Origin of the sequence: Maritalea myrionectae (assembly GCF_003433515.1) — a bacterium.
GTDB classification, from domain to species: Bacteria; Pseudomonadota; Alphaproteobacteria; order Rhizobiales; family Devosiaceae; genus Maritalea; species Maritalea myrionectae.
This window is the reverse complement of the sequence record NZ_CP021330.1, coordinates 2,258,822-2,285,485: the sequence shown is the minus strand read 5'-3', so window position 1 is coordinate 2,285,485 and position 26,664 is coordinate 2,258,822. Positions and strand designations below refer to the sequence as shown.

The 26,664-nt window shown below is 53.2% G+C and carries 23 protein-coding genes; 14 read left to right on the top strand and 9 right to left on the bottom strand.

The genetic code is table 11. The features are described from left to right. Positions 1–25 precede the first annotated feature (25 nt). From MXMO3_RS11560 to MXMO3_RS11550, 3 genes are read left to right on the top strand one after another with little or no spacing between them, the layout of a single operon-like run. Complete coding sequence (locus tag MXMO3_RS11560; RefSeq protein WP_117395963.1) at positions 26–1,741, top strand: IlvD/Edd family dehydratase; 1,716 nt, start codon at positions 26–28, stop codon at positions 1,739–1,741. After that, a complete protein-coding gene (locus tag MXMO3_RS11555) occupies positions 1,741–2,511 on the top strand; it encodes an SDR family NAD(P)-dependent oxidoreductase (RefSeq protein WP_117395962.1) in 771 nt (256 codons plus the stop codon). Before MXMO3_RS11560 ends, MXMO3_RS11555 begins: the two co-directional genes overlap by 1 nt. A 42-nt stretch (positions 2,512–2,553) precedes the next feature. Continuing rightward, complete coding sequence (locus tag MXMO3_RS11550; RefSeq protein ID WP_117395961.1) at positions 2,554–4,458, top strand: beta-galactosidase; 1,905 nt, start codon at positions 2,554–2,556, stop codon at positions 4,456–4,458. Positions 4,459–4,467: 9 nt separating this feature from the next. Here the strand turns inward: MXMO3_RS11550 and MXMO3_RS11545 are convergent, their stop codons facing one another. After that, complete coding sequence (locus MXMO3_RS11545) at positions 4,468–5,487, bottom strand: LacI family DNA-binding transcriptional regulator (RefSeq protein ID WP_117395960.1); 1,020 nt, start codon at positions 5,485–5,487, stop codon at positions 4,468–4,470. Between the two features lie 185 nt (positions 5,488–5,672). Here MXMO3_RS11545 and MXMO3_RS11540 point away from each other — a divergent pair, with 185 nt between their 5' ends. From MXMO3_RS11540 to MXMO3_RS11495, 10 genes are all read left to right on the top strand, one after another. Beyond that, positions 5,673–6,917 carry an ABC transporter substrate-binding protein gene (locus tag MXMO3_RS11540; RefSeq protein WP_117395959.1) on the top strand — a complete coding sequence of 415 codons (1,245 nt, stop codon included), beginning with the start codon at positions 5,673–5,675 and terminating at the stop codon, positions 6,915–6,917. A 119-nt stretch (positions 6,918–7,036) separates the two neighbouring features. Beyond that, entirely contained in the window at positions 7,037–7,933 is an 897-nt protein-coding gene (locus tag MXMO3_RS11535; RefSeq protein WP_027835511.1) for a carbohydrate ABC transporter permease, read from the top strand. Continuing rightward, positions 7,923–8,840, top strand: a complete 918-nt coding sequence (locus tag MXMO3_RS11530; RefSeq protein WP_205468012.1) for a carbohydrate ABC transporter permease — start codon at positions 7,923–7,925, stop codon at positions 8,838–8,840. Before MXMO3_RS11535 ends, MXMO3_RS11530 begins: the two co-directional genes overlap by 11 nt. A gap of 2 nt (positions 8,841–8,842) precedes the next feature. After that, complete coding sequence (locus tag MXMO3_RS11525; protein WP_117395958.1) at positions 8,843–9,919, top strand: ABC transporter ATP-binding protein; 1,077 nt, start codon at positions 8,843–8,845, stop codon at positions 9,917–9,919. 12 nt (positions 9,920–9,931) lie between these two features. After that, complete coding sequence (locus tag MXMO3_RS11520) at positions 9,932–10,678, top strand: sugar phosphate isomerase/epimerase family protein (protein WP_117395957.1); 747 nt, start codon at positions 9,932–9,934, stop codon at positions 10,676–10,678. An 11-nt stretch (positions 10,679–10,689) separates the two neighbouring features. Then, positions 10,690–11,811: a Gfo/Idh/MocA family protein gene (locus MXMO3_RS11515; RefSeq protein WP_117395956.1), complete on the top strand. Its 1,122-nt coding sequence runs from the start codon at positions 10,690–10,692 to the stop codon at positions 11,809–11,811. Positions 11,812–11,839: 28 nt separating this feature from the next. Further along, the gene (locus MXMO3_RS11510) at positions 11,840–13,480 is read left to right on the top strand and encodes a glycoside hydrolase family 43 protein (protein ID WP_117396799.1); all 1,641 of its coding nucleotides are present in this window, start codon (positions 11,840–11,842) and stop codon (positions 13,478–13,480) included. Beyond that, the gene (locus MXMO3_RS11505; RefSeq protein WP_027835505.1) at positions 13,480–14,538 is read left to right on the top strand and encodes a sugar phosphate isomerase/epimerase family protein; all 1,059 of its coding nucleotides are present in this window, start codon (positions 13,480–13,482) and stop codon (positions 14,536–14,538) included. Before MXMO3_RS11510 ends, MXMO3_RS11505 begins: the two co-directional genes overlap by 1 nt. Positions 14,539–14,547: 9 nt before the next feature. Further along, the gene (locus tag MXMO3_RS11500) at positions 14,548–15,675 is read left to right on the top strand and encodes a Gfo/Idh/MocA family protein (RefSeq protein ID WP_117395955.1); all 1,128 of its coding nucleotides are present in this window, start codon (positions 14,548–14,550) and stop codon (positions 15,673–15,675) included. A gap of 185 nt (positions 15,676–15,860) precedes the next feature. Beyond that, a complete protein-coding gene (locus MXMO3_RS11495) occupies positions 15,861–16,724 on the top strand; it encodes an alpha/beta hydrolase (protein WP_117395954.1) in 864 nt (287 codons plus the stop codon). Position 16,725: 1 nt separating this feature from the next. Here the strand turns inward: MXMO3_RS11495 and MXMO3_RS11490 are convergent, their stop codons facing one another. The 8 genes from MXMO3_RS11490 to MXMO3_RS11455 form a co-directional block, all read right to left on the bottom strand. Next, on the bottom strand, positions 16,726–17,778 hold the full coding sequence (locus MXMO3_RS11490) for a FecCD family ABC transporter permease (RefSeq protein ID WP_117395953.1): 1,053 nt from the start codon (positions 17,776–17,778) through the stop codon (positions 16,726–16,728). Further along, the gene (locus MXMO3_RS11485) at positions 17,775–18,770 is read right to left on the bottom strand and encodes a FecCD family ABC transporter permease (protein WP_117395952.1); all 996 of its coding nucleotides are present in this window, start codon (positions 18,768–18,770) and stop codon (positions 17,775–17,777) included. Before MXMO3_RS11485 ends, MXMO3_RS11490 begins: the two co-directional genes overlap by 4 nt. A gap of 16 nt (positions 18,771–18,786) precedes the next feature. After that, entirely contained in the window at positions 18,787–19,650 is an 864-nt protein-coding gene (locus MXMO3_RS11480) for an ABC transporter ATP-binding protein (protein WP_245985735.1), read from the bottom strand. Positions 19,651–19,696: 46 nt separating this feature from the next. Continuing rightward, positions 19,697–20,665 carry an ABC transporter substrate-binding protein gene (locus MXMO3_RS11475; protein ID WP_117395951.1) on the bottom strand — a complete coding sequence of 323 codons (969 nt, stop codon included), beginning with the start codon at positions 20,663–20,665 and terminating at the stop codon, positions 19,697–19,699. Further along, positions 20,666–21,667, bottom strand: coding sequence for an ABC transporter substrate-binding protein (locus MXMO3_RS11470; protein WP_245985734.1), 1,002 nt, complete (start codon positions 21,665–21,667; stop codon positions 20,666–20,668). A 12-nt stretch (positions 21,668–21,679) separates the two neighbouring features. Beyond that, positions 21,680–22,639: an ABC transporter substrate-binding protein gene (locus MXMO3_RS11465; protein ID WP_117395950.1), complete on the bottom strand. Its 960-nt coding sequence runs from the start codon at positions 22,637–22,639 to the stop codon at positions 21,680–21,682. A 57-nt stretch (positions 22,640–22,696) separates the two neighbouring features. After that, complete coding sequence (locus tag MXMO3_RS11460; protein ID WP_162889237.1) at positions 22,697–23,548, bottom strand: (2Fe-2S)-binding protein; 852 nt, start codon at positions 23,546–23,548, stop codon at positions 22,697–22,699. A 427-nt stretch (positions 23,549–23,975) separates the two neighbouring features. After that, positions 23,976–24,764, bottom strand: a complete 789-nt coding sequence (locus tag MXMO3_RS11455) for an SDR family NAD(P)-dependent oxidoreductase (RefSeq protein ID WP_117395948.1) — start codon at positions 24,762–24,764, stop codon at positions 23,976–23,978. Between the two features lie 527 nt (positions 24,765–25,291). Between MXMO3_RS11455 and MXMO3_RS11450 the strand changes: the two genes are divergently transcribed. Next, positions 25,292–26,503: a porin family protein gene (locus MXMO3_RS11450; RefSeq protein ID WP_162889236.1), complete on the top strand. Its 1,212-nt coding sequence runs from the start codon at positions 25,292–25,294 to the stop codon at positions 26,501–26,503. Positions 26,504–26,664 lie beyond the last annotated feature (161 nt).

Sequence of the window (26,664 nt, the reverse complement as noted above, 5' to 3'; positions counted from 1 at the left end):
GGATTAGGGGCAAGGGGGCCGGTATATGAGCGATCAAAGGAAGCGTCGCAGTCAGAATTGGTATGGCAAGCAAGACAAGGATGGGTTTATCCATCGCTCGTGGATGAAAAATCAGGGATTTCCTGATCATGTCTTTGACGGTCGACCGATTATCGGCATTTGCAACACCTGGTCAGAACTAACGCCCTGCAATGCAGGTCTGCGTGACCTTGCGGAGGCCGTGAAGCGCGGCGTGTGGGAAGCTGGCGGATTTCCCGTTGAGTTTCCCGTGATGAGTTTGGGCGAAACCCAAATGAAACCGACGGCGATGCTGTTTAGAAACCTCCTGTCTATGGATGTGGAAGAATCGATCCGCGCATATGGCATTGATGGGGTGGTGCTTTTGGGCGGTTGCGACAAGACCACACCGGGACAATTAATGGGCGCAGCTTCGGTTGATTTGCCCACCATCGTTGTGTCGTCCGGCCCCATGCTGAACGGCAAGTTTAAGGGGCGTGATATCGGCTCTGGCACTGACGTCTGGAAATTCTCTGAAGATGTGCGCGCCGGCGATATGACGCTGAAGGATTTCATGTCAGCTGAAGCGGGCATGAGCCGGTCCGTTGGCGTATGTATGACGATGGGAACGGCATCCACCATGGCCTCGTTGGTCGAGGCGATGGGGCTGTGTTTGCCCACCAATGCAGCTTTGCCCGCGGTTGACGCCCGGCGCGGCGCGCTGGCCCACATGACAGGCAGGCGCATTGTGGAAATGGTGGAGGAAGATCTGACCTTTTCCAAAGTCGTGAAAAAAGAAAACTTTGAGAATGCGATTATTGCCAACGCGGCTGTAGGCGGCTCCACCAATGCCGTCGTGCATCTGTTGGCGATGGCAGGGCGGGTCGGCATCGATTTGACCCTGGAAGACTTTGAAATTGGCAAGGATTTGCCTTTGCTGGTCAATTGCATGCCATCGGGTGAATATCTGATGGAGGATTTTTGCTATGCTGGTGGCATGCCCGCGCTGATGAAAGAGCTTGAAGGAATATTGCGCCCGGCCCAAACGGTGCTGGGCAAGGATATTTCGTCCTACTTTGAAGATGCCGAGTGCTATAATCGCGATGTCATTTATGCCTTTGATGAACCCATTAAATCCAAAGTGGGTTTGCGGGTGCTCAAAGGCAATTTGGCCCCAAATGGTGCCATCATAAAGCCTTCCGCAGCCACGCCGGACCTTTTGCAGCATGAAGGGGAGGCGTATGTTTTCGAAGACATCGAAGATATGAAAGCCAATATTGATCGCGACGATTTACCCGTTACAAAAGACACGATCTTGGTGCTCAAGGGCTGCGGACCCAAAGGCTATCCCGGCATGCCCGAAGTGGGGAATATGCCAATTCCCCGTAAATTGGTGGAGCAAGGGGTGCGCGACATGGTGCGTATCTCCGATGCCCGCATGTCGGGCACGGCGTTTGGCACAGTCGTCTTGCACATTTCACCGGAGGCAGAAGCGGGCGGTACGCTGGCGCTGGTTCAAACTGGCGACCGCATCAAGCTCGACACCCAAAACGGACAATTGGATGTGTTGGTCGACGAAAAAGAATTGGCAGAACGTCGAGCCAAATGGCGGCCGACGCCGCCACATTATGACCGGGGCTATGCCAGCCTCTATATTGAACGCGTTCTCCAGGCTGACAAGGGCGCAGACTTAGACTTTTTGGTGGGGAAAGATACGCGCCCCGTGACGAGGGAGAGCCACTAATGCAAACCTATGCGACATTCCATGACCTAAAAGGCAAAAGTGTTTTTATCACCGGTGGCGGTTCCGGCATCGGCGCGGCGCTCACCGAAGGTTTTTTGGCTCAAGGGGCCAAAGTGGCATTTGTGCAGCGCTCAGACGCAACAGACTTTGCCGCCGATATGGGCGATAAATACGGGCGCAGACCGCTTTTTATTCCCTGTGACATCACCGACATCGATGCGTTGAAATCTGCCATGGCGCAAAGCGCTGAAGCTCACGGCGATATTTCGATATTGGTCAATAACGCCGCCAATGATCAGCGGCATAGCCTTGAAGAATATGATGTGGCGGATTGGGAAAAATCATTAAATATCAATCTGCGACCGCACTATTTCACCGCCCAAACGGTTGCGCCAGCCATGAAGAGAATGGGGGAAGGTGCCATCATCAATTTCTCATCCGCATCATATTTGATGGGCAATGCAGGCTTTAGCTCCTATGTGGCAGCAAAGGCGGGGATCACAGGTTTAACACGCGCCTTGGCTCGTGAACTTGGGGCCCACAATATCCGCGTGAACGCGCTGGTTCCCGGTTGGGTGCTCACCCAAAAACAGTTGGACAAGTGGGCCACAGAAGAAGGGCTCAAAGAGCATCTCGAAAAACAATGTTTAAAAGAGCATCTGGTGGAACAAGACATTGTCGATGCGACCCTGTTTTTGGCGTCAAAAACCAGCCGAATGATGACAAGCCAAGCACTTGTTGTGGATGGTGGGGTGGTGATGACCGGATAAATAGGGTCAAATCACATTGCGACAACAATAAAGGGGTTCACCATGACTGAAAAAGGCCTTGGCGTTTGCTATTACCCTGAGCAATGGCCGCAATCCATGTGGGCCCGTGACGCGCAACGCATGGCCGAGCTTGGATTAAGCTGGGTGCGCATTGGTGAGTTCGCTTGGGCGAAGATTGAACCCGAACCCGGGCGGTTTGACTGGGATTGGCTGGATAAAGCCATCGAGGTGCTGGCCGATGCCGGCCTCAAGATCGTGCTTGGCACCCCCACGGCCACGCCCCCGCGCTGGATGGTGAACAAGCACCCGGACATGTTGGCGCTCGATAAGGAGGGCAGGCCCCGAAAGTTCGGTTCGCGCCGTCACTATTGCTTTTCACATGCGGAATATCGCGAAGAGGCCCACCGCATCGCCAAAATTGTGGCTGAGCGATATGGTGATCATCCCGCAATCTGCGCGTGGCAGACCGACAATGAATATGGCTGCCATGATACCACCATCTCTTACTCCAATTCCGCGCGTGCGGCGTTTCAGGACTGGCTTAAGCAGCGCTATGGCACCATTGATGCGCTCAATGCGGCTTGGGGAAACGTTTTCTGGTCAATGGATTATGGTGCATTTGACGAGGTCGATTTGCCCAACCTTACCGTCACAGAGGCCAACCCCGCCCACCGCATGGCGTTTAGGCGGTTTTCGTCAGACCAGGTCGTGCGTTTCAACCAGCGACAGGTCGAGGCGATCAAGGCCCATAGCAACGCACCGATCATCCACAATTATATGGGACGCATCACCGACTTTGATCATTTCAAAGTTGGTGATGATCTGGAAATCGCCAGTTGGGACAGCTATCCACTTGGCTTTTTAGAAGACCGCATCGGGGCGGATGACGCGTTCAAAAACCGCTTTATGAAACAGGGGCATCCCGATTTCCAAGCCTTCCATCACGATTTGTATCGCGCGGTGGGCAAGGGGCGCTGGTGGATCATGGAACAACAGCCCGGCCCTGTGAACTGGGCACCGTATAATCCCGCGCCATTGCCCGGCATGGTTCGGCTGTGGACGTGGGAGGCATTCGCCCACGGGGCTGAAAATGTGCTGTACTTCCGCTGGCGGCAAGCGCCGTTCGCGCAAGAACAAATGCATACGGGGCTTTATCTGCCAAATGATGACCCCAATGTCGCCGCGCATGAAGCACAACAAACAGCGTCTGAGCTTAGCCAAATCGCAATGGATGACGTGGAACCTGCGCGCGTGGCGCTGATGTTCGACTATGAAAGTCAATGGGCCAGCGAAATTCAACCTCAAGGGCAGGGCTTTGATTATTTTGATCTGGTCTTTCATCACTATAAGGCGTTGCGCCATTTCGGCATCAATATCGATATTGTTTCGCCCAATGAAACGAACCTAGATGCCTATGATCTGATCTTTGCGCCAGGCGTGGTGACATTGTCTACCACCCAGCAAAAATGCTTACACGAAAGCAACGCGAAAATCGTGTTGGGCCCGCGCACCAATGCCAAAACAGGTGAATTCAGCATGCCGCGAAATCTCGCGCCAGATTTTGAAGGCTTGCCACTCCGGGTCAAGAACGTGGAAACACTACGCCCATCAGCACAGATTCCGCTCGCAGATGGCGGCAATATTCTGCATTGGTTTGAGCAGTTGGAAGGCGATGTGACTGTTCTAAGGGCCACCATAGAGGGTGCTCCCGCCATCGTTGCAAAAGACAAGCTGGTTTATTGTGCGGGCTGGCTAGACGATGCCGCGCTGCAGCAGTTTGCTGGCGAGCTTCTGGCCGAAGTCGATGTGTCTATCGACATATTGCCGGAAGGCCTTCGTCGTCGCGAAACCGACCAGCACATCATCTATCTGAACTATAACGCTGAAACGACCACGCATGGACAATTCACCATCCCAGCCGCAGGCGTGGAGATTGTTCGCAAGTGAGTTGAGGCCTTAAGGTGCAGCGGTGCTTTGGCGCGCAATCAGTTTTACGCCTACTTCTTGCACTTGCGCCGCGTTGTCAGTTACCCGATTTGCGATTTGATCGAGCAAATATGAGGCCGCCAACACTCCGATTTGCGTGCGGTTTTGCCGGATGGTGGTGAGCGACGGGATATAGCTCCCTGCAATCTCAATATCATCAAAGCCGACAACAGAAATGTCGTCCGGCACCTTCAATCCGCGTCGCGAGATTTCTGAAATAAAGCCCATGGCGATGAGATCGGAGCCGCACGCGATTGCAGTGGGACGGTCGGACATTTCCATAAATGACCGCGCAGCCTGCGCGCCCGCGTCCAGCGAAAATGCGCCGCCATCAATGAAAAACTCGCGATTAATCGGCAACTCCAGGTCGGCCATCGCAGCCTCGACGCCACGCAGACGCTCTTTGGTCAGCACATTATTGCGTGGGCCGGATATATGCCCAATCTTGCGGTGACCCAACCCATAAAGATGTTCAATCGCCTGCACCGCACCGCCGAAATTGTCACTGCGTACAGAGGGGAAATCAAACTCTGGCTTCCATTCGCAGGCAAAAATGATGCGATTGCCAAAGGAAGAGCTCTGCAACTGCGATAAGATGTTGCGGGGAATGGCGCCGTCCAAAAGGATCATGCCATCGGCGCGCATATCCATAAAATAGTCGAGCAGATTATCTTCGCGAATTCCCTTGGTGTCGGAAACCAATAGGCTCAAGTCTGAGGTGGTGAACACGCTTTCAATGCCCGACAGGATTTGTGAAAAGAACGGGTTTCCCAAATCGGGGAGGAGGGCAAGAATAGCGTCGGACTGACGCTTGCGCAGATTCTTTGCCGCGCGATTCACGCGATAGCCGGTCTTCGCCACAGCGTCCAAAACCGTGGTGCGCGTCTTGTCAGAGACCAAATCAGGGTTGGATAGGGCGCGACTGACCGTGGCTGTGGAAACTCCAGCAACCTTAGCAACATCTTGAATTTTGGGGCTTTTCCCGTTCATTTGGGCAGTCCTTAGATTGGCTTTTCTCTTATTCATAAACAATTTCTTGACAAAAACCAATCTTTGTCCGACTTTATGTAATCGATTACAGAAAACGATTGCAGTTTGATGTAATCGATTGCATTTCTTTTGCCGGTAGGAGGCCGGGAAGGGAGGAGCGTTAGGTCGATTTTAGGGAGGAACGAATGGACCATTTGAAGAAAATTTTGATCGCCACAGCAGCTGCAGGCGCAATGAGCATCAGCAGTGTTACATTGGCAACCGAGCTCGAAGTCACCCACTGGTGGACTTCTGGCGGCGAAGCCGCAGCGGTTGCTGAATTTGCAAAAGCATTAAACGAAAAAACTGACCACACTTGGGTGGATGGTGCCATCGCCGGTTCTGGCGGCACTGCGCGTCCAATCATCATCAGCCGTATTTTGGGCGGTGACCCGATGGGCGCAACCCAGTTGAACCATGGCCGTCAGGCTGAGGAACTGGTTGAAGCTGGCTTGATGCTCGATTTGACCGACATTGCCGAAGAAGAAAACTGGCGCGACCTTGTGCACCCCGTTTCATTGCTGGACAGCTGCACAGTTGACGGTCGTGTTTATTGTGTGCCTGTAAACATCCACTCTTGGCAGTGGCTGTGGTTGAGCAACAAGGCGTTCGCTGACGCCGGTGTTGACGTGCCGAGCGATTGGTTCGAATTTGTTGAGGCTGGCCCTGCATTGGGTGAAGCAGGCAAAATTCCTCTCGCAATGGGCCAGCAGGGCTGGCAGGTTTCAGGCGCATTTGGTGTGATCAATATTGCTGTTGGTGGCCCTGAGCTGTGGCAAAAAATCAATGTCGACAAAGACGCTGAAGCTGCGGCAAGCCCTGAAATGTTGAAAGTGTTTGACGCTTTTGCACAAGCGCGTCTGCTCTCTCAAGGCTCAAATGTACAGGACTGGAACCAGGCCACCAATATGGTGATCACTGACCAAGCCGGCGGCCAGATCATGGGCGACTGGGCACAAGGTGAATTCCAGGTTGCTGGTGAGGTTGCAGGCGAAGACTATACTTGCTTGCCGGGTCTTGGTGTAAATGAAGTCATCTCTACCGGTGGTGATGCATTCTACTTCCCGAAAAACGACGACCCAGAGATCACTGCAGCTCAAAAAGAGTTGGCCAGCCTGTTGCTGTCCAAGGAAGTGCAAGTGGCGTTTAACCTGAAGAAAGGTTCTTTGCCTGTGCGTGGTGACGTGGATCTGGAAGCCGCAAACGATTGCATGCGCAAAGGTCTCCAAATCCTGGCCGATGGCAATATCTTGGTGAGTGGTGATCAGGTTCTGACCCCAGACACAACTTCACAGGTTGAAGATTTGCTGGCTGAGTTCTGGAGCGACAACAGCATGACACCGGAAATGGCGCAGGAACGCTACGCCAATATCATCGCAAACGCGGACTAATCACTCCCGCGACCGGGCCAGCCTTTACTGACGGCAGGAAGGCTGGTTCACGCGAAATGGGGTTCGCGTCCGCTGGTGCGGGGCGCGAACCTTTTTCCAAGAGTTGAGAGGCATTTCCCATGGCGGGCGCTACTAAACCTGTGCGCATCTTGCGCAACTTGAATGCTAAAATTGCCGCGTTGCCCATGATCACAACAGCATTGGTGATTTTTGTGGGCTGTACGATTTGGACAATCGTGCATTCATTTACAAACTCGAGATTGCTGCCAAAACTGGAATTTGTTGGATTTGCTCAATATGAGCGCTTGTGGAGCACACGGCGCTGGCTGATCTCCATCGAAAACCTTGCCTATTTCGGCATTGGCTCACTGGTATTTTCACTGGTCATCGGCTTCTTGTTGGCCGCCTTGCTCGATCAAAAGATCCGGTTTGAAAACACAGTTCGGACCATCATCCTCTACCCTTTTGCCCTAAGCTTTATTGTGACCGGGCTCGTGTGGCAGTGGATCCTGAATCCTGAATTCGGCATCCAGCATATTGTGCGCAGTCTTGGCTTCGAGAACTTCGTGTTCGATCCGCTTTATAATCCCGACATTGTTATTTTCGGCGTGTTGATCGCGGGGCTGTGGCAAGGCACCGGTTTTATCATGGTGATCCTGCTCTCCGGTCTGCGCGGCATTGATGGCGAAATATGGAAAGCATCGCGCATTGACGGCATTCCAAAATGGAAAACCTATTTGTTTGTCGTCATCCCGATGATGCGTCCCACCTTTGTGACCGCGCTGGTGATTATCACCGCTGGGATCATTAAAGTTTATGACCTGGTTGTGGCGCAAACCAATGGCGGCCCGGGCATCGCATCTGAAGTGCCAGCCAAGTATGTATATGACTCCATGTTCAGAAGTCAGAATTTGGGACAGGGCTTTGCAGCCTCCACCATGATGTTGCTCAGCGTGCTGATTGTTCTCATCCCTTGGGCATACCTAGAATTTGGGGGCCGTAAAAATGGCAAATAATATGAATGAAACTACAGCAGGCGTAGTCACCGGTCCCAGCGGGCCAAAGCCCCGACCAATCCTGTCACCGCGCAATATCATGATATACGGCACCATTTTGGTTGTGTGCTTTTATTATGCACTGCCGCTCTATGTGATGATTGTGACCAGCCTGAAGGGCATGCCGGAAATCCGGTTGGGCAATATTTTTTCACCGCCCGTCGAAATCACATTCCAGCCTTGGGTGAAGGCCTGGGCGGAAGCCTGTACCGGTCTGGATTGTACGGGCCTGAGCAAAGGCTTTTGGAATTCGGTGAAAATCCTAATTCCGTCGGCAACGCTTTCGATTTTGATTGCATCCATCAATGGTTATGCGTTGGCGAACTGGAAGTTCAAAGGGTCTGAAGTGTTCTTCACCATCCTGATCTTCGGGGCGTTCGTTCCCTATCAGGTGGTCATTTACCCGATTGTGATCATTCTGCGTGAGCTTGGTTTGTTCGGCAAACTGCCTGGCCTGGTGCTTGTGCACGTAATTTTCGGCATGCCCATCCTGACCTTGCTGTTCCGCAACTATTTCACCTCGCTTCCCGAGGAATTGTTTAAAGCGGCGCGGGTGGATGGTGCCGGGTTCTGGGGAATTTACTTCCGCATCATGGTGCCCATGTCATTGCCTATCTTTGTGGTGGCACTGATCCTGCAGGTCACAGGCATCTGGAATGACTTCCTGTTTGGCGTGATTTACACCAAGCCGGAAAACTATCCCATGACCGTACAGCTCAACAATATCGTCAACTCGGTGCAGGGGGTGAAGGAATATAATGTCAATATGGCGGCAACTATGCTGACCGGCATTGTCCCACTCATCATCTATTTTGCATCCGGCAAACTCTTCGTGCGCGGCATTGCTGCCGGCGCCGTGAAAGGCTGATCATGACCAGTGTTTCTATTCAAAATCTTGACCTCAATTTCGGCGCGGTCAATGTGCTCAAGCAGCTTAATCTGTCGATTGAGGAAGGTGAATTTCTCGTGTTGCTCGGCGCGTCCGGTTGCGGCAAATCCACCCTGCTGAACTGCATCGCTGGCTTGCTGGATGTGAGCGACGGGCAAATTTTCATCAACGGCAAGAACGTGACCTGGGCCGAGCCCAGCGACCGGGGCATTGGTATGGTGTTCCAATCCTACGCGCTTTATCCGCAAATGACGGTGAAAGGCAATCTCAGCTTTGGATTGAAAAATGCCCGATTGCCGAAGCCTGAAATTGAAGAGCGTGTGGCACGTGCAGCCGAAATTTTGCAAATCGAGCCCTTGCTTCATCGTAAACCTGGCGCGTTGTCAGGTGGACAACGCCAACGGGTGGCTATCGGCCGCGCATTGGTACGTGATGTGGACGTGTTCTTGTTCGACGAGCCATTGTCGAACTTGGATGCCAAACTGCGGGCGGAGCTGCGGGTTGAAATCAAGCGGTTGCATCAAAAGCTGGGCAACACCATGATCTATGTGACCCATGATCAGGTGGAGGCCATGACGTTGGCCGACCGCATTGCCATTATGCGCGACGGGCTTGTGCAGCAATTGGCCGGACCTGACGAGATTTATAACCGTCCCGCCAACAAATATGTGGCGGATTTTATCGGGTCGCCAGCTATGAACTTTTTCCAAGGGCGATCCACATCCGCTGGCAAAATAGCCATTGGAAAGCTGGAATTTGATCTGGCAGGCTATAACTTTGTGAACGGCCCAACAGATGGGGACGTTTGGTTCGGCTATCGGCCCGAACATGTCGTGCTCGGCGAGGCCGCACGTCAAATGCCATTGACGGTTGAGGCCGTGGCCGAGATTGTGGAGCCAATGGGCTCCGACACATTGATTTGGACAAAAATTGAAGGGTACGACTTCCGTATCCGCACCGATGGCCAATACAAGGTGGCCGCCGGCGATCCTTTGCTGGTGGGGATAGATCCTCGCTTCGCTTCAATTTTTGATAAGACAACAGAAGAACGAGTTTAAGGACTTTTGAAAATGGATTTGAGTTTTCAACTATATAGTGCCCGCGATTTCCAGCCTTGGAGCGAAGTGTTTGCCGAATTGGCCAACTATGGCTATGCGCAAGTAGAAGGATATGGCGGCGTATTTGAACAGCCTGACGAACTGGCCAAATGGCTGAAATCCAGCAATCTGCGGATGGATTCCTCCCATTTTGGCATCGAGCAGCTCGAAGATGATTTCGACCAGTGCTTGGCATTGATCAAGAGATTTGATGTGAAGCGCGTGTTCAGCCCATTCCTGGATGAAGCCCAGCGGCCTGCCGATGCTGCGGGCTGGCAAAAATTTGCCCATCGCTTATCCGCCGTAAATGAAAAGTTGGCTGCGCATAATATTGCTTTTGGCTGGCACAATCATGACTTTGAATTCAAGGCGCTCGCCGATGGGCAATTGCCAATGGACATTATCCTTGAAAGCGCACCAGATATCGACTGGGAAGCCGATATTGCTTGGGTCCATGTTGGCGGCGAAGACCCGCTCAAGTGGATCGAAAAATACGGCGATCGGATGACTGCCATTCATGTGAAAGATCGGGCGCCGGAAGGTGAAAACGCTGATCAAGATGGCTGGTGCGATGTGGGCGACGGCGTGATGGACTGGAAAGCAATCCTGGATGCCGTGCGCACCAAATCCAATACAAAAATCTTCTGTGTTGAGCATGATAATCCGGCAGATGCGTTTTCATTCGCTCAAAACTCAATCAACAACATTCGCAAACTTTAGGCGAGGGTGAAATGGCTGAAAAACTTGGTGTCGGCATCATCGGATGCGGCAATATTTCAACGACTTACATGCGCTTAGCGCCGCTTTATAAATCCATCGAGATGCGCGCCTGCGCAGACTTGAACCCGGAGGCCAGCGCGGCCCGCGCGGCAGAATTTGGTTTGCGCGACCTCACCATCGACGAATTGTTGGCTGCTGACGATATAGACATTATCGTCAATCTCACCATTCCGGCGGCTCACTTTGAGGTCAGCAAGAAAATCTTGGAAGCGGGTAAGCATTCTTATTCTGAAAAGCCGTTCGTGCTGAGCGTTGATGAAGGCATGAAACTGGCGGAGATTGCAAAAGCGCATAACCTTTATGTCGGCAGCGCGCCAGATACATTCATGGGGGGCGCACACCAGTTGGCCCGTCATTTGGTGGATGAAGGGGAGATCGGCAAGGTGATTGCCGGGTCATGCCACGTGATGAGCCATGGCATGGAAGATTGGCACCCCAATCCAGACTTCTTTTTCCAGCCCGGCGGTGGACCCGTGCTGGATCTCGCACCCTATTATGTCACCAATCTGGTGAACATGATTGGCCCTGTAAAGCGGGTGGCCGCTTTGGCAACCAAAGGCTCGGAAACCCGCACCATCGGCAATGGCGCACGCAATGGTGAGCAAATTCCGGTGGATACGCCGACCAATATTCACGCCCTGCTTGAATTTGAGAATGGCGCAACCATCACCATGTCGAATTCCTGGGACGTGTGGGCACATCGCCACGCCAATATGGAGATTTACGGATCTGAAGGCAGCCTTTTTGTACCAGATCCAAATTTCTTCGGCGGCGAAGTGGAAATGGCCAAATCAGACGGCGACATCAAGTCTGTCCCTATGTGGGAGCACCCATTTGCCAAGCCCAATGAAGATGAAAATGCCAATTACCGCACGGTCGGGCTGGCTGACATGGCAGATGCCATCATCAACGGCCGCGATTATCGCTGCTCGCTGGACTTGGCGCTGCATGTGGTGGACGTGATGCTGGGCGTGCTGCGCTCCGGTGAAACCGGGCAGTTTGTGGCTATGACCACAACTTGTGAGCGGCCAGAAGCGCTTGATCCCGACGCGGCCAAAGCTTTGTTGGCATAAGGCGAAATAAAGAGGCGTCGCGATGAGCATCATACAAAACCCCATACTCCCCGGCTTTAACCCCGATCCCTCGTTCTGTCGGGTGGGGGATGATTATTACATCGCGACGTCAACATTTGAATGGTATCCCGGCGTCCAGATATTTCACTCAAAAGATCTGGTGAATTGGCAGCTGGTCAAACGACCGCTGGAGCGCGAGAGCCAGCTCGATATGCGCGGTAATCCGGACAGTTGCGGCATCTGGGCCCCATGCCTGTCTTTTGCTGATGGCCTGTTTTGGCTGGTTTACACTGACGTCAAACGGCAGGACGGCAACTTCAAAGATGCCCACAATTATATTGTGACCGCACCTTCGATTGAAGGCCCATGGTCGGACCCTGTCTATGCAAATTCATCCGGCTTTGACCCCACACTTTTTCACGATGATGACGGGCGTAAATGGTTCGCCAATATGAAATGGAACCATCGCAGCGATGTGCCTTGGGCACACGCGAAAAATGCAGCCTTTGATGGCATTGTGTTACAGGAATTTGACCCCGAAAAGGGCAAGCTGGTCGGCGAGATTACCAACATTTTCCGCGGCAGCGACCATGGCCTGACCGAAGCGCCACATCTGTTCAAGCGCGACGGCTATTATTATTTGACCACCGCTGAAGGTGGCACCGGTTATGACCATGCGGTGACCTTGGCACGATCAAAAACCATTACCGGTCCCTATGAACTGCATCCGCAAACACATGTGATGACCGCCAAGGATCATCCGGAGTCAAAAATTCAGCGTGTCGGGCATGGCCAATTGGTCGAAACGCCTGATGGCGAACTCTATCATACATTCCTTATGGGCCGCCCGATTGAGCGTCACCATGCCAGCAACCGAAAAAACTGCCCCATGGGGCGGGAAACTGGTATCGCCAAATGCGAGTGGCGCGATGATGGCTGGCTCTATCTGGCAAACGGCACGCAATTGCCGGACCCAACCATTGAGGCACCGTGGGCCGAGCGTGCGCAGGACCCAGATGCCAAGATCACTTATCATTTTGACGGCAGTCTGCCGATCGATTTTCAATGGCTGCGCTCGCCCAAGCCGGAGCGGCTTTTTGAGGTGGGCGAAGGCCATTTGCGCCTGTTTGGGCGCGAAAGCGTCGGCAGCTGGTTTGAACAAGCGCTGGTCGCGCGTCGGCAGGAGCATTTTCAGTTCCACGCCACCACTACCATGCGCTTTGATCCGGACGACTATCAGCAGAATGCGGGCCTGATTTCCTATTACAACCGGCATAAATTCCATTTTCTGGCCATGAGCCAGGACCCGGAGCAGGGGCGCGTGCTGACGATCTTGAGCTGTAACGGCGATTGGCCTGAATGCCGCTTGAGTTTCCCGCTGGATGGGGATTTGCCCGTTGATACAGGCGAAATCGAGCTTGGTCTCGTCACCGAATTTGAGCATTTGCAATTCTATTGGCGTCCTGCAGGCGGCCAATGGCAAAAAATCGGCCCTTCTTTGGACGCCTGGGTGCTCAGCGATGAGGGCGGGCGCGGCGAGCACGCCTCCTTTACCGGTAACTATGTTGGCATGGCCGCATTCGATATGTCGGGCCGCGCCAAAACCGCTGATTTTACTGAATTTACTTATGATCCCGGCAGAGGATCAATTGACATGGGAGCTGCATAATGGCGAACACAATGAAAGGCCCGGGGATATTTCTGGCGCAATTCTTGGGCGATGAAGCGCCTTTTAACAGTCTGGATGCCATTTCAAAATGGGCAGGCGACCTGGGCTATAAAGGCGTGCAGGTGCCGGCTTGGGATAAGCGCGTGTTCGATCTGGACAAGGCCGCGAGTTCCCAAACCTATTGTGACGAGATCATGGGCCTTTGTGCCGAAAATGGCGTAGAGATTACCGAGCTGTCCACCCATATGCTGGGCCAGTTGGTGGCCGTGCATCCCGCCTACGACAAGCAATATGACGGCTTTGTGCCGCCTGAGGTGCAAAACAACCCCAAAGCACGGCAGGAATGGGCCACCGGCGAAGTGGTGAAAACCGCCAAAGCCTCGCGCAATCTGGGGCTGGACGTGACCGTGTCCTTCACCGGTTCTCTGGCCTTTCCTTATCTTTATCCCTGGCCACAGCGGCCGGATGGCTTGATCGATGAAGCATTCACCGAACTGGCCCGCCGTTGGCACCCGATCTTCGACGCCTATGACGAGCAAGGCGTGGATATCGGCTTTGAATTGCACCCGGGTGAAGATGTGTTTGATGGCATCACCTTCGAGATGTTCCTCGATAAGGTGAACGATCATAAGCGCTGCACTATCAATTATGACCCATCGCACTTTTTGCTGCAGCAGCTCGATTATCTTGACTTTATCGATATTTATCACGAGCGGATCACCGCCTTCCATGTAAAGGATGCCGAGTTCAATCCCTCTGGTCGGCAAGGCGTTTATTCCGGTTATCAACCTTGGTTGAACCGGGCCGGGCGGTTCCGCTCCCTTGGTGATGGGCAGGTGGATTTCAGTGGTATTTTCTCGCGCCTCGCCACCCATGGTTATACCGGCTGGGCTGTGCTGGAATGGGAGTGTTGCCTGAAGCATCCTGAAGATGGTGCCCGCGAAGGGGCCCCCTTTATTTCTGACCACATGATCCGACTAACCGATAAAGCCTTTGACGATTTTGCTGGCGGTGAAACCGACCGAGGCGCATTGAAGGCCATGCTGGGTATTGATTAGGAGCAAGTGATGCATAAACGACTGAAGCTGGGCATGGTTGGCGGCGGACAAGGAGCTTTTATCGGCGCCGTGCATCGTATAGCCGCCCGCATTGACGATGAGTTCGAGCTGGTGGCGGGGGCATTGTCGTCTAACCCTGACAATGCGCGTAAATCCGCCGCACAGCTCGGCATTTCGCCAGAACGGGCCTATACCGATTTTTCGGAGATGGCAAAGGCGGAAGCGGCACGTGAGGATGGTATCGATGCCGTTTCGATTGTGACGCCCAATCATATGCATTTCCCCGTGGCCAAGGCTTTCTTGGAACAAAACATAAATGTGATTTGCGATAAGCCATTGACGTCCAGTCTGGACGAAGCAAAGCAATTGCAGGACATTGCCGCAAACAGCGAAGCGGAATTTGTGCTCACCCACAATTATTCAGGTTATCCCATGGTGCGCGAAGCGCGCCATCTCGTGCAAAGCGGCGCGTTGGGCGCATTGCGGCGGATTAATGTGGAATATGTTCAAGATTGGCTGAGCATTCCCATAAATGACCCCGACAATAAACAGGCGACGTGGCGGGCAGACCCAAAACGCGCTGGCAAGGGCGGCGCCATCGCCGACATTGGCACCCACGCCCTGCAATTGGCCAACTTTATTACCGAGCAACACCCAGCAAAAGTCGCCGCGGATCTCACAAGTTTTGTTGAGGGGCGGCTAGTGGATGACGACGCGCACATGTTGATGCGCTATCCCGATGGCGCAAAAGGCTATTTATGGGCCTCCCAAGTCGCGCCGGGTAATGAGAACAGCTTGCGCATTCAGATTTACGGCGAAAATGCCGGACTAACCTGGGCGCAGGAAAACCCAAATCAATTGTGGTTCTCGCCGCTAAATGCGCCAAAGCAGCTTCTGACCCGAGGGGGGCATGGCACGTCTAACCTGTCGCGTGACATCACACGCGTACCGCCGGGACACCCTGAAGGTTACCTCGAAGGCTTTGCCACGATCTATCGTGAGGCGGCGGATATTATCCGCAACGGGCGCATGCAATCATGCCTGCTGCCCACGCTGGAAGAGGGGCTCTTTGGCATGAAATTCATCCATGCGGCGATCCAGTCATCAGAAAATGACGCCACGTGGACGCAAATATAGGTCGTTTATGTGCGGTGAAATGCCTAGCTATTAGAATGTGTTAGGCGGGAAAGGCGTCGGTACGTGCTTCAAAAAGGGCGCGACCAACTCTGCATGTTTACATGTAGCGCAAACAAACATCAGTTCAAGAGTTGAACAAAAACTATCTTTCCCCATCCTGTCTCTGTGAATTTAAAGGAGACATTATGCCCAAAATTCCACCGCATCCGACACTGATAGGACCGACACCTGTGCTGGGTTCTGAACGCTATCATTTCCAGTCGCTGAAAGTCGGCGGCATCTTTCTGGTCGATGTTGCCATGCCCACCATGCCTGCACCGGACGGGCAGAAACCGGGCTTGCTGATCGTGCCCGATGGCAACCAATGTTTTTCCGCCGCTGCCGGGCTGGCGCGAGGCATGGCCATGGAACCGGGCGGTCCGCCTCCGCTTTGCGTTGTGGGCATCAGCTATGAGGTGAGTGGACGCGGCGAAAAGGCCGAGTACCATAAAATACGTCACCGCGACCTCACACCCTGTGGCGATGAGGCATATGAAGCCATGATGCGCGCGGCGCCACCACCCCTCAAGTGGGACGACAGCATCAAAACCGGCGGCGCAGTTGAATTCCGCCAATTTATCCGCGACGAATTGCTGCCCTGGTTGGCCGAGAGTTTCGATGTGAATGCACAAGATCGCACCATCGCGGGCATCTCATTAGGCGGCCTGTTTGTGCTGGACACTCTGTTGCAGGAACCTGATCTGTTTGAACGGTATATCGCCATCAGTCCGTCGGTCTGGTGGGCAGATAAATATGTGCTGAAGCAAGTGGAAAAAGCGAATTGGAGCCAACAGCCAAAATCGCTGCACCTCAGCGTCGGCAGTGGGGAAGAGGCGCAAGACCCCAATGCTAAAATGGTGAGCAACGCAACCGCCTTTGCCGAAACGCTAAATCAGCAAAAGCCAGAGCGGCTTGATGTCGGCTTGGACATTGTTGAGGGTGAAACGCATATGAGCATTTTTAGCCCCGGTTTCAGCCGAGGCCTGCGGCACCATTTTGCCCGACCATAATCTACAATTCCGACTGGGCTTGTTGCCGCACAATGAGCCAAACAAAAATTGGCACGCCAATCATGGCGGTGACCAGCCCAGCGGGAATTTGAATGGGGGCAAAGGCGGTGCGCCCCAACAGGTCAGCCACGGCAACCAGCAAGCCGCCAACCCCAGCCGTGATGAGCAGATGCAGCCCGACCCCGGAATGGGTCAAACGCCGTGTGACATGCGGTGCCACTAGGCCGACAAAGCCGAGCGGACCGACGGCAGCAACTGCGAATGCCGCAAGCGTCACCGACAAAGTAATCAGGCCAAACCGGGCAAATGCGACCCGCACCCCAAGGCCCGTGGCAGCTTCCGGCCCCATGCGCATTGCTGCCATGGGGCGGCTGGCCCACATCAAAGCGGGCAACAAAAGAACCAGGCAACTCGCGGTCAACCACACATCTTGCCAATTTGACGCGTGAACTGATCCGGCCAACCAGCCCAGGGCCGCCATGGCCCGGTCAATATCGCCATAGGTGAGCAGGGCAGAGGTGCCCGCAGAAATAAACGCCGCAACGCCCACGCCAGTGAGGATGAAACGCATTGTCGCGCTTCCAGTACGGCCCGTGGTCAGCACCTGAATTAAAACCGCCACCAACAGCGCGCCGCCAAACGCGAAAAGTGGCCGATAATGATAGCCCAGTTCAGGCATCAGTATGGTGAGTGCAACCACAGCGAAACCAGCGCCCTGGCTGACGCCAACCAGCGATGGATCGGCCAGTGGGTTGCGGGTGACGTTTTGCAAGGTGGCACCGGAGAGGCCCAGAAGCGCCCCGACCATGATCGAAACCAAGGCGCGTGGAAACCGGAACTCCCACACAATGGTGGTGCCTATTTCGTCAGATGGTTGCTGCCACAATATGTGGAGAACTTGACTGGCGGATAGGGGGTAGCTGCCCAACATTAAGGACAGTCCCACAATGGCGACCAACGCCACCAAGACGCCGAACAGGGTCCACAGTGCGCGTGTGGGCAGGCGCAAGGCTAGGCTTTGGTTTGGTGAGCGAACAATCAGGTCAGGCTTCATAATTTGGCTCTCACCAACCAGACAAAGAATGGGGCGCCGAGCAAAGATGTGACCAGCCCCGTGGAGATTTCAACCGGGGCCAGCGCCACACGCGCGACAATGTCGACAAACAACAAATAGGCCGCGCCCAACAAAGCGGAATAGGGCACCACAAAGCGATAATCGGTGCCCACAAACAAGCGCACCACGTGCGGGATCACCAAGCCGATAAAGCCGAGCGGGCCGGAAAGAGTGACTGCGGATGCGGTGAGGGTAACAACGGCGATCAAACTGACAATTTTGACCTGCACCACATTGACGCCAAGCCCCACAGCCACATCATCCCCCATGGCGAGTGACGTGATTTGTCGCGCCATGGCAAACGCCGCTACAAAGCCAACAGCCAGCCACGGCAAACACCAGCCCAAATAGGACATGCGATGGCCACTAATGGTTCCGGTGAGCCAAACCCGCAATTGGTCGAAATTTTCCTGATCCAACAATTGCACCGCTGCAATCACAGCGCCCAAAAAGGCGGAAATGGCCGCGCCAGCCAATATCAACGTCAGTGGCCGCGCGCCGCCCGGCGCGGCTGTGGCGATCCAAAGCACCAACCCGGCTGCTGCCAGAGCACCGCCTGCCGCCACAAGGGGCATAATCGGGACAATGGCGCTGCCCCAAATCCCAAACGCGACAACGACAGCAAAGGACGCACCCGCCAAAAGGCCCAACAAGCCCGGATCGGCCAGCGGATTGCGGGTGATGCCCTGCATCAATGCGCCGGAAACCGCAAGAGCCGCGCCCACCACAATGGCAATCACCGCCCGCGGCATGCGCAAATCCCACACCACAATATGATCAAAAATCGTATCGTCGCGCGCGATCAAGGCCGAGAACACATCGGCAAGAGGGATCGCTTTGGCGCCGATGGAAATATGCAACGCAAAAAACAACGCGATGACCACAGCCATCCCGCCAAAGCGCCCCAGTTCGCCAATGTTTTTGATAATCATAGGGCGGAGGTCCCGGTTAGGTGTTCAGGTTGGGCATGCAAAGGGGGCGCCCCGCTTCTGCGTCAAATATGACTCGGGCGTTCAAGCCGAAAACAGACCGGAGATTGTCGCGCGTGAAAATCTCATTTACAGGGCCATCAGCAACAATTTCCCCGCCGCGCATCATCACTAGATAATCGGCATATGCCGCCGCGATGTTCAATTCATGCAGCACAATGACCATGGTTTTGCCGGCCTGTTTGGCGGTTTTCGTCAGCAGGTTCATCACGTCCACTTGCACCTTTAAATCTAAAAAGGTGGTGGGCTCATCAAGCAACACCAAATCGGTTTCCTGTGCCAAAGACATAGCAATCCAGCAGCGTTGCCGTTGGCCACCCGAAAGCGCATCGATGGGGCGCTCTGCAAACTGGGCAATATTTGTGATCTCCATGGCCCAATCCACAGCGTCGCGGTCCGCTTTTGTCCATTGCTTCAAGAGACTTTGATGAGGGAACCGCCCTTGCGCCACCAACTCGCGAACTTTCAGGCCTTCTGGCGCAATTGGCCCTTGCGCCAACAACGCCATTTGTTGCGCCACATGCCGCGTGGGCAACTGATGCACATTTTGACCCTTGAGGGTGACGGTGCCTTCGCTTGGCGTAAGGATACGCGCCATGGTCTTGAGCAAAGTGGATTTGCCACACCCGTTCGGCCCGACCAAAATGGTGATTTCACCTTCAGGCACGTCAAGATTGATGTTTTTAAGAATAGGAGAGCCGCCATAACCCGCAGTCAGGTTTTGAACCTGCATCGCAGTGGGTTTTTCTGATGCCAACTTTTGCACCAGCGGCAACACTTTGACTTTTTTCGCTTCAAACATCTCGGTTGCTGTTTGGGCCATACGCGGTCTCCATTAAATATGGCGGGCGAGGTGCCCGCCAATTTTTCTAGTTGCGATCATCTGCGTTGGTGGCGGGGTCACCATCCAAAGCGGCTTCAATGGCGGCTTCCAGCCGATCGATCGTGTAGGGAAGGCTCAAAAGAGAGGCGTGCGAAAACGCGCCTGTTACTTCTTTGCCAAGGAACACTTCGCGGCCTTCTTTCGCCACGCTCATGAATGGGCGAGCGACCAAATTCATAATCGGTTCAAAATCGCCGGTTGACGACAGCCAGATCAACACATCTACATCGAGTGGAGAAAGCGCCTCCGGGGACAGCTCAGTCCAAAACGCGTCGCCCACCACGTCGTCGATTTTTTGCGGCGTGCTCAAGCCCATATTGCTGAGCAGGAGCGGACGAATATCGTTGGAAGCATAGACACCGGGTGTGCCGTCCCAGGCGGTGGCCACGGCAACAGTTTTGTTGTGCCATTCAGGATGTTTTTCTTTAACCTGAGCCAATTGATCGCGAATGCTCTGGACTTTTTGCTGGCCCAGTTCCGCTTTGCCGACTGCTCGCGCGGCGATCAGGGCACGCTCGTCCCACGGCAAGGCATAATCACCCACGCCTTCAGGCACCGCTACAACGGGAGCAATCAGGCTCAAACGCTCATAATCCTTAGCGGTGATGCCAGACCAAAGACCAATGATCACGTCCGGCTGAGCGGCGGCAATCGCTTCAAAATCAAGGTCGCCACGCAAAATCGTTGGTTCGGTGGTGAGCAGCGGGGCGGCCCACGGCCAGACCACACTGTCATAATCGCCATACCAATATCGGATGGTGACGGGCTGAATGCCCAGTGCCAGCAAATCATCTGCACCCGCATAATCAATTGAGGCGACGCGCTCCGGCATTTCCTCAATTGTTGACGTGCCGAATTTATGTTCGATGGTGAGTGGAAAGCTTTGCGCCATGGCAAATGTGCCAGACACAAGAACCAGTGTGGCGGCAAGGGCTGTTTTAATCAGGTTTTTCATCTATTCGCTCTTTTCAAATGGGGTGAATGAACGGCCCACCACATGGCTGCCCACAATTTCAGTGAGCGCAAACAGCGAGTCGTAAGTGGCGGACGAGGCGATTTCGCGAGGTAAATAAATCACCTGATTGTTGCGACAGGCGTGCAGCACATCGCACCAGTTGGGCAGAACCTCTTCAAGCGCCGCACGGGCGGTTTCAGGCGATTCACCACGGCTTGGGCGATAGGTGACAAAGATAAAATCACCGTCAAATTCGGGATAGGATTCACCGGAGAAGCCAACGCGGCCATTGCCCTCAATATCATTGACCACTTTGGGGAAGGTGAAACCGGCATCGCGCAACACTTTGCCCAACGATCCATAAGTGTTCCAGATCAGCAATTCGCCATCATGCCCTTGAATGACGCTTACATTGATCTCGCTCGTGTCAGCGAGATCATTCAGCGTCTTCAATTGGTGTTGATAGCGGTTTTCCAGCTTTTCCAACCGATCAGTGGCGCCGGTCACCTCGGCAATTTTGGCATAGATATCAAAATCATCCGTGGTGCCGATATCAAACACATAGGTTGGGGCAATATCGCGCAAATGCTCTACATTGGCGGTTTGCCAGCTGGTGGTTAAAATCAAATCAGGCTTGGTTGCCGCGATCTGTTCGATGTCGGCAGGCAAGTTGCCAACAAATTCAATGTCGCTATTGGCAAAATCATAGCCGGTGACCAGGGCACCCGAGCGTATATAAGGATCGGCGTCGCCCCGCGTGCGGCCATGGCTGCCCACGGGCACAATGCCCAATTCCAACAGGGCCACAGTCAAGGAGGTGTCGTGCAATGCCACAATACGTTGCGGATTGGAGGGCACAGCGACTTCGGGGCCTGTTCCATCAACCATAAGGCGGACGCCTTGTGCTTGCACGGCAGGCGCTGCAAGCGCGACACCAGCGACCAAACTGGCGGTAAGGGCGACGCGGCGGCAGGCGGTGGCAATCATTTTTGAAAACATCATCTTATCTTCCCTCTATTCGCTGACGATGGCGGTGTGACCCTGGCCGCCGATCACGCCCATAATGACGGCAGACATTTGCCCCAATGCTTCATAGGAGCGGGTGACCGCATCTTCGCGTGGCAAGAAGATCATGCGCCCCTCGCGGCAGGCGGTCAGATGACGACAGAAATCGGGAACAATCGCGTTAAGATCATCAATGACGGATTGTGGGCTCTCGCCACGATTGTGATCGTAGGTGGTGATGATAAAATCGGCATCAAAGGCAGCAATTTGTTCGCCAGAGAAATAGACGCGCTCGCTGCCGTCGATCTGGTTTACAATTTCTGGTGCGCCAAAGCCCGCGTCGCGCAGCACTTTGCCCAGCGCGCCATAAGTGTGCCACGCCACAAGCTTGTCTTGTGAGGGGCCAAACACCGACACTGAAATATCCTGCGTGTCGATCATCTTTTCAATTTGGGCCACTTGCCCTTGATAGCGGGTTTTAAGCACGTCGAGCCGTTCTTCAGTGCCTGTGAGTGCAGCCAACTGATCAAACACCACAAATTCGCCCCGCATATTGTCTTCCAGCATGATGGTGGGGGCGACGGCCTCAAGTTGCGTGCGGTCGGTCGTGTTGAAGTGCATCATCAAGATGAGATCAGGATTTAGGCTTGCGACCACTTCCAGATCAGCCGGAAAACCGCCCACATCCACAATGTCCGAATTGTCGAAGTCGATCCCTGTTAGCGTTTTTGCCCCGCGCAAATAGCGCACGCCATCAGCCCCCGTGCGCCCAACCGCGCCAACTGGACTCAATCCCAGTTCGTTCAACGGCACGGTCAGCGATAAATCATGCAGCGCAACAATGCGTTCAGGCGCGCTGGGCACATCAACAGTTTTTCCGGTCGCATCGGTAAACTTGCTTGTTTCCGCCGCTAGGGCCGGGTTGGCCAAGGCAAAACAGGCCACTAAGGTCAAAAGTGTTTTGTTCATTATTTTCCTTTCGTCCGCTATGCGCGGATCTTTTTGTGCGACCTTTGCGAAATAGAGTTAGGCGGCTTCTTCGCTCAGATGTTTCGTGCGCATATGGTTTTGCAGCCGTTCAATCATGCTGTTCTCATCGCGCAGCACGCAGGTGGAGCAGTATTCGCCGCCATCTGCTGTGTAGTAGCGGCAGCACCCGCCGCGTTTGCGGAACCATTCTGATATTTCCGGACGTTCCGGCAGTTTGATTTCAATAAAGCCCGATTGTTTGGAAAACAGCTTGCTGCCTTTGCGATGTAGGATGTGCTCTGCAATGCCAATGGCTTGTTTTATGTGGCCAAAATTTTCGCCCTGAGTAAGAAAACTGGTGGCCAAGCTGTCGCCCACCAAACGCCAAAGCGCAGGTTTGGCCAATCCCGAAACCTCGTGATGCAAGTCCACCAATGGCCCAAACAAGGCCTCAATCTGGTTGGCGAAATCGGCTATTGTTTCCGGATTTGCGGCCCCGTGTTGCCACTCTGCCTGATCGGCATCTAACGCGATATCAATCGCCAGGAAAACACCGCTTTGTCCTTGTTTTTGCCAGGACACCTCGCGGAACGACATTTCGAACGCAGCCAGGTCCGCACCGGCATACCAAAAATCGTTCACCACATAACCTGCAAGCGGCCGCAGCAAGGCCCATGATAAGCGCCCAAGGCAGAAAGCAGCGCCCATCTTTTGATCCGCATTCTCATCCTTGGCTGTCGCCAACTGAAAATAGTGAGGCAGCTGGGCTGACGTGATCGCGGCAATATTTTGCGCGTTGCCGCCTTGGTGCCGCAATGAAAAACGAGGGGCAAAAGCACTCTCATCGCGATTAATTGGCGCCAACAATTCTGTTAGTTGCTTCTTGATCGCTGGTTTCTTGAGGGGCATTTTGATCCTCGTCATCGTTCTTTAGATTAACTGGAGTTCAATAATCATATATAGGATCAAGGCGCAATATTAACTGGAGTTGAGAAATCCAGTTTAATTCTGTAAAGATTTTCCGAATTTTTTGAAACGGAGCGTCAGAAAAAGTCGTTTTAATACAATAGTTTAATGTGTGATTCTGAATCTTTTTCTGAAGATTTTGCCTGATTTCGTGGCGGGGAATTCTGCTAAAAACGGAGAATTTCAGAAAATTTTTTCCTGTTTAGAATAGGTCTAAAGTTCACCAGTGAAAATGCAATAAAATTGTTTTAAATCAGATGCTTGAAGCCTAAATAAGACTCATTTCATGAGCCGACTATATGCGACGCGTTATGGCAATGCTGGTGCGGGCAGCAAAACCCGCACCGTGGCAACTCCATGCGAGTTGCAGTTACCAAGAGGTATAGCCACCATCAATCACAAAGTTTGATCCGGTGACATAGCTAGACGCTGGCGACGCGAGGTAGAGTGCCAATCCTGCGATTTCACGCGGATTGCCCGCGCGGCCCATCGGGGTGCAGGCGACAAATTTCTCAATCGCTTCCGGCGCTTTTTCGGTCCAAGCCTGATTGGGCTCGGTCATAAACAAGCCTGGGCTGATGCAGTTGGCATTGATATTGTGCGGCGCCCAGTCCACCGCCAATGCTTTGGTAAAGTGGATAATGGCTGCTTTGCCCGCTTCATAATGGCGACCGGCTACACCTTGGTTGATGATCATGCCGGAGATGGAGCCCATATTGACGATGCGGCCGCCTGCGCCGCGCGCAATCATGGCTTCGCCAATTAAGCGGGTCATTAAAAAGCAATGGTCGACATTGAGCGCAAAGCCTTCGCGCCAGTCTTCATCGCTGGTTGCCTCAATCTGAGTGTTTGGTTTGCGGCCGCCAACATTATTGACCAGAATATCAATGCCGCCGGGCAGGGCGAGGGCCTCTTTTGCCGCCCGCTTGCATTCGCTTGGCACAGTTACGTCCGCGACAATAAAATGTGCCGTAGTGCCCTTCGCCTCAATATCCTTTGCGGTGTCTTTCAAACTATCTTCGCCGCGCCCCACCAACACAATCTGTGCGCCTGCATCGGCATAGGCCAAAGCGATCTCACGCCCAAGCCCGCGGCTACCGCCTGTGATCAAGGCGCGTTTTCCATCCAAACGAAAATCATCAAAAATTGAAGGGGGCATATATATAGGGCTCCATTTTTACAATCGTACCGATCCTTAACGGCACGCTGGGTAAACACACGACTCGCAATGTATGGCAAGGCAACAACAGCGCGGCAAGCCATGTGGAGCGGGAAATGACTTCGTATTGTTGTTGCCCAAAAGCGCAGCACGTGAGTTTAAAACGAAGTATAACCCAATGAACTTGCCGCAAAGGGGGCTCGAACGAGAACGGAAAGCGATAACATTGATTAAGAAAACCTTAATTTCCTCAACGGGATAACACTGCCAGTAGGGTAAAAACTGCCCATTTTGTCGCAAATTTGACGGCCAGATGCCGAAAATGTGTCCAAAATGCAACATGCGTCTCAGAACAGTCGTTTCACACGCCAAAATTTGAATTCTTAACTTGTATGTTTTCCTTTCATGGGTAGTTTGTGTCTTGCGAATCCATGCATGGAATCGTTTGTCGGTCGCGAATGCGACGTCAAACACACCGCTTATAAAGTGTGGTCGCGTTTCGACAAACAGCCGGAAAAACCGGCAAAATGAAAAACAAACTGATTTTGGAGGTCAGTACTATGAAAATTAAGAGCCTATTTCTCGGTTCTGCAGCAGCAGTTGCACTTTCTTCAGGCGCAATGGCAGCTGATCCAATCGGCATCGCCCTTGACACATGTTCAATGTTGAACATCACTGGCTTGGTTGTTTCTTCTGAAAGCAACTGCTTGAAGTTCTCTGGTGAAGTTGGGTACGACTGGACTTACACCAATGACGAAAACGAAGATGGCACTACTGGTGACTATGGTACAACAAGTGACTTCGATTGGGAATTCACAATGGAAGCAACAGCAGAAAGCGACTTCGGTCCTGCTAAAGCAGTTGTAACATTGGTTGACAATAACAACGTCGCAGTGGGCAATCCGGTATCTGGCACAATCGATGCTGCTGAAATCGACGAAGCTTACGTTTCAATCGGTGATCAGACAGTAATTATGGCTGGTAAAAAAGGTTCTGTTGTTAAAGACGGTGACGACGAGACTTTCACAGCTCTGTTCGATCTTGACGTTCGCGATGCAGCTGGCGCTGGCGACGACGGCATTTGGGCAATCACTCCAGGTGCAACTGGTGGCCACGTAATGCAGATCACTTCTGATCTCGGCAACGGTGTTGATGTTGCTTTGGGTCTTGAAGATCTTCAGACTAACAACAATGCTTCTTTGGTAGCTGGTGTTGGTGTTGATCAAGACTGGGGTACTGCACACATCGGTTTCGTTTATGACGATATCTTGTCAGGCACATCTTTGTGGGACTTCCACGCTGGCGCGACATTCAATATTGACGACATGTCATTCCGTGCTGCTTTCGCAACTGACGAAGCAAGCAACTGGATTGCGTTGGTAACTGGTAAAGCCACATTCGATATGTTCACATTGGCTGCTGGCGTTGAATTCCAACCAGCAAGCGTTTGGGAAGCATCAGTTTCTGGTGAAGCAGAAGTTAACGACGCTGTGACCATCGCAGTAGCTGGTCGTTGGGACGATTTGAATAACTGGGATATCGCTGCACAAGGCGTATTCGCAGTTTCAGACAATCTTGACCTGACTGCAAAAGTGAACTTTGACGAGTCAAGCTTGACAGTGTTCAATGCTGATCTTGATTGGGCACCAGGTGGTGACTTTGAAGCTGGTGTTGGCGTTCAGTTCGACAGCAACTCAGTGTTTGAAGTTTCTACTTCATTCTCAAAATCATTCGAATAAGTCTTATAGACTTTATCGATTTGGAAGGCCCGGCATTTGCCGGGCCTTTTTTGTGCGCTTTTTTGATAATATTCCCGTTAAATCATTGAATTATGACTGGTGATTTCAATAAGAACCAGTACACTTCGGCGCGGGAAGGGCTGCGCGGATACTCGATTTCC

Bases quoted from the DNA above. Each gene is read 5' to 3' on its own strand.
- MXMO3_RS11560 (WP_117395963.1), top strand. From the start codon at position 26: ATGAGCGATCAAAGGAAGCGTCGCAGTCAGAATTGGTATGGCAAGCAA.
- MXMO3_RS11555 (WP_117395962.1), top strand. From the start codon at position 1,741: ATGCAAACCTATGCGACATTCCATGACCTAAAAGGCAAAAGTGTTTTT.
- MXMO3_RS11550 (WP_117395961.1), top strand. From the start codon at position 2,554: ATGACTGAAAAAGGCCTTGGCGTTTGCTATTACCCTGAGCAATGGCCG.
- MXMO3_RS11545 (WP_117395960.1), bottom strand. From the start codon at position 5,487: ATGAACGGGAAAAGCCCCAAAATTCAAGATGTTGCTAAGGTTGCTGGA.
- MXMO3_RS11540 (WP_117395959.1), top strand. From the start codon at position 5,673: ATGGACCATTTGAAGAAAATTTTGATCGCCACAGCAGCTGCAGGCGCA.
- MXMO3_RS11535 (WP_027835511.1), top strand. From the start codon at position 7,037: ATGGCGGGCGCTACTAAACCTGTGCGCATCTTGCGCAACTTGAATGCT.
- MXMO3_RS11530 (WP_205468012.1), top strand. From the start codon at position 7,923: ATGGCAAATAATATGAATGAAACTACAGCAGGCGTAGTCACCGGTCCC.
- MXMO3_RS11525 (WP_117395958.1), top strand. From the start codon at position 8,843: ATGACCAGTGTTTCTATTCAAAATCTTGACCTCAATTTCGGCGCGGTC.
- MXMO3_RS11520 (WP_117395957.1), top strand. From the start codon at position 9,932: ATGGATTTGAGTTTTCAACTATATAGTGCCCGCGATTTCCAGCCTTGG.
- MXMO3_RS11515 (WP_117395956.1), top strand. From the start codon at position 10,690: ATGGCTGAAAAACTTGGTGTCGGCATCATCGGATGCGGCAATATTTCA.
- MXMO3_RS11505 (WP_027835505.1), top strand. From the start codon at position 13,480: ATGGCGAACACAATGAAAGGCCCGGGGATATTTCTGGCGCAATTCTTG.
- MXMO3_RS11500 (WP_117395955.1), top strand. From the start codon at position 14,548: ATGCATAAACGACTGAAGCTGGGCATGGTTGGCGGCGGACAAGGAGCT.
- MXMO3_RS11495 (WP_117395954.1), top strand. From the start codon at position 15,861: ATGCCCAAAATTCCACCGCATCCGACACTGATAGGACCGACACCTGTG.
- MXMO3_RS11490 (WP_117395953.1), bottom strand. From the start codon at position 17,778: ATGAAGCCTGACCTGATTGTTCGCTCACCAAACCAAAGCCTAGCCTTG.
- MXMO3_RS11485 (WP_117395952.1), bottom strand. From the start codon at position 18,770: ATGATTATCAAAAACATTGGCGAACTGGGGCGCTTTGGCGGGATGGCT.
- MXMO3_RS11480 (WP_245985735.1), bottom strand. From the start codon at position 19,650: ATGGCCCAAACAGCAACCGAGATGTTTGAAGCGAAAAAAGTCAAAGTG.
- MXMO3_RS11475 (WP_117395951.1), bottom strand. From the start codon at position 20,665: ATGAAAAACCTGATTAAAACAGCCCTTGCCGCCACACTGGTTCTTGTG.
- MXMO3_RS11470 (WP_245985734.1), bottom strand. From the start codon at position 21,667: ATGATGTTTTCAAAAATGATTGCCACCGCCTGCCGCCGCGTCGCCCTT.
- MXMO3_RS11465 (WP_117395950.1), bottom strand. From the start codon at position 22,639: ATGAACAAAACACTTTTGACCTTAGTGGCCTGTTTTGCCTTGGCCAAC.
- MXMO3_RS11460 (WP_162889237.1), bottom strand. From the start codon at position 23,548: ATGCCCCTCAAGAAACCAGCGATCAAGAAGCAACTAACAGAATTGTTG.
- MXMO3_RS11455 (WP_117395948.1), bottom strand. From the start codon at position 24,764: ATGCCCCCTTCAATTTTTGATGATTTTCGTTTGGATGGAAAACGCGCC.
- MXMO3_RS11450 (WP_162889236.1), top strand. From the start codon at position 25,292: ATGAAAAACAAACTGATTTTGGAGGTCAGTACTATGAAAATTAAGAGC.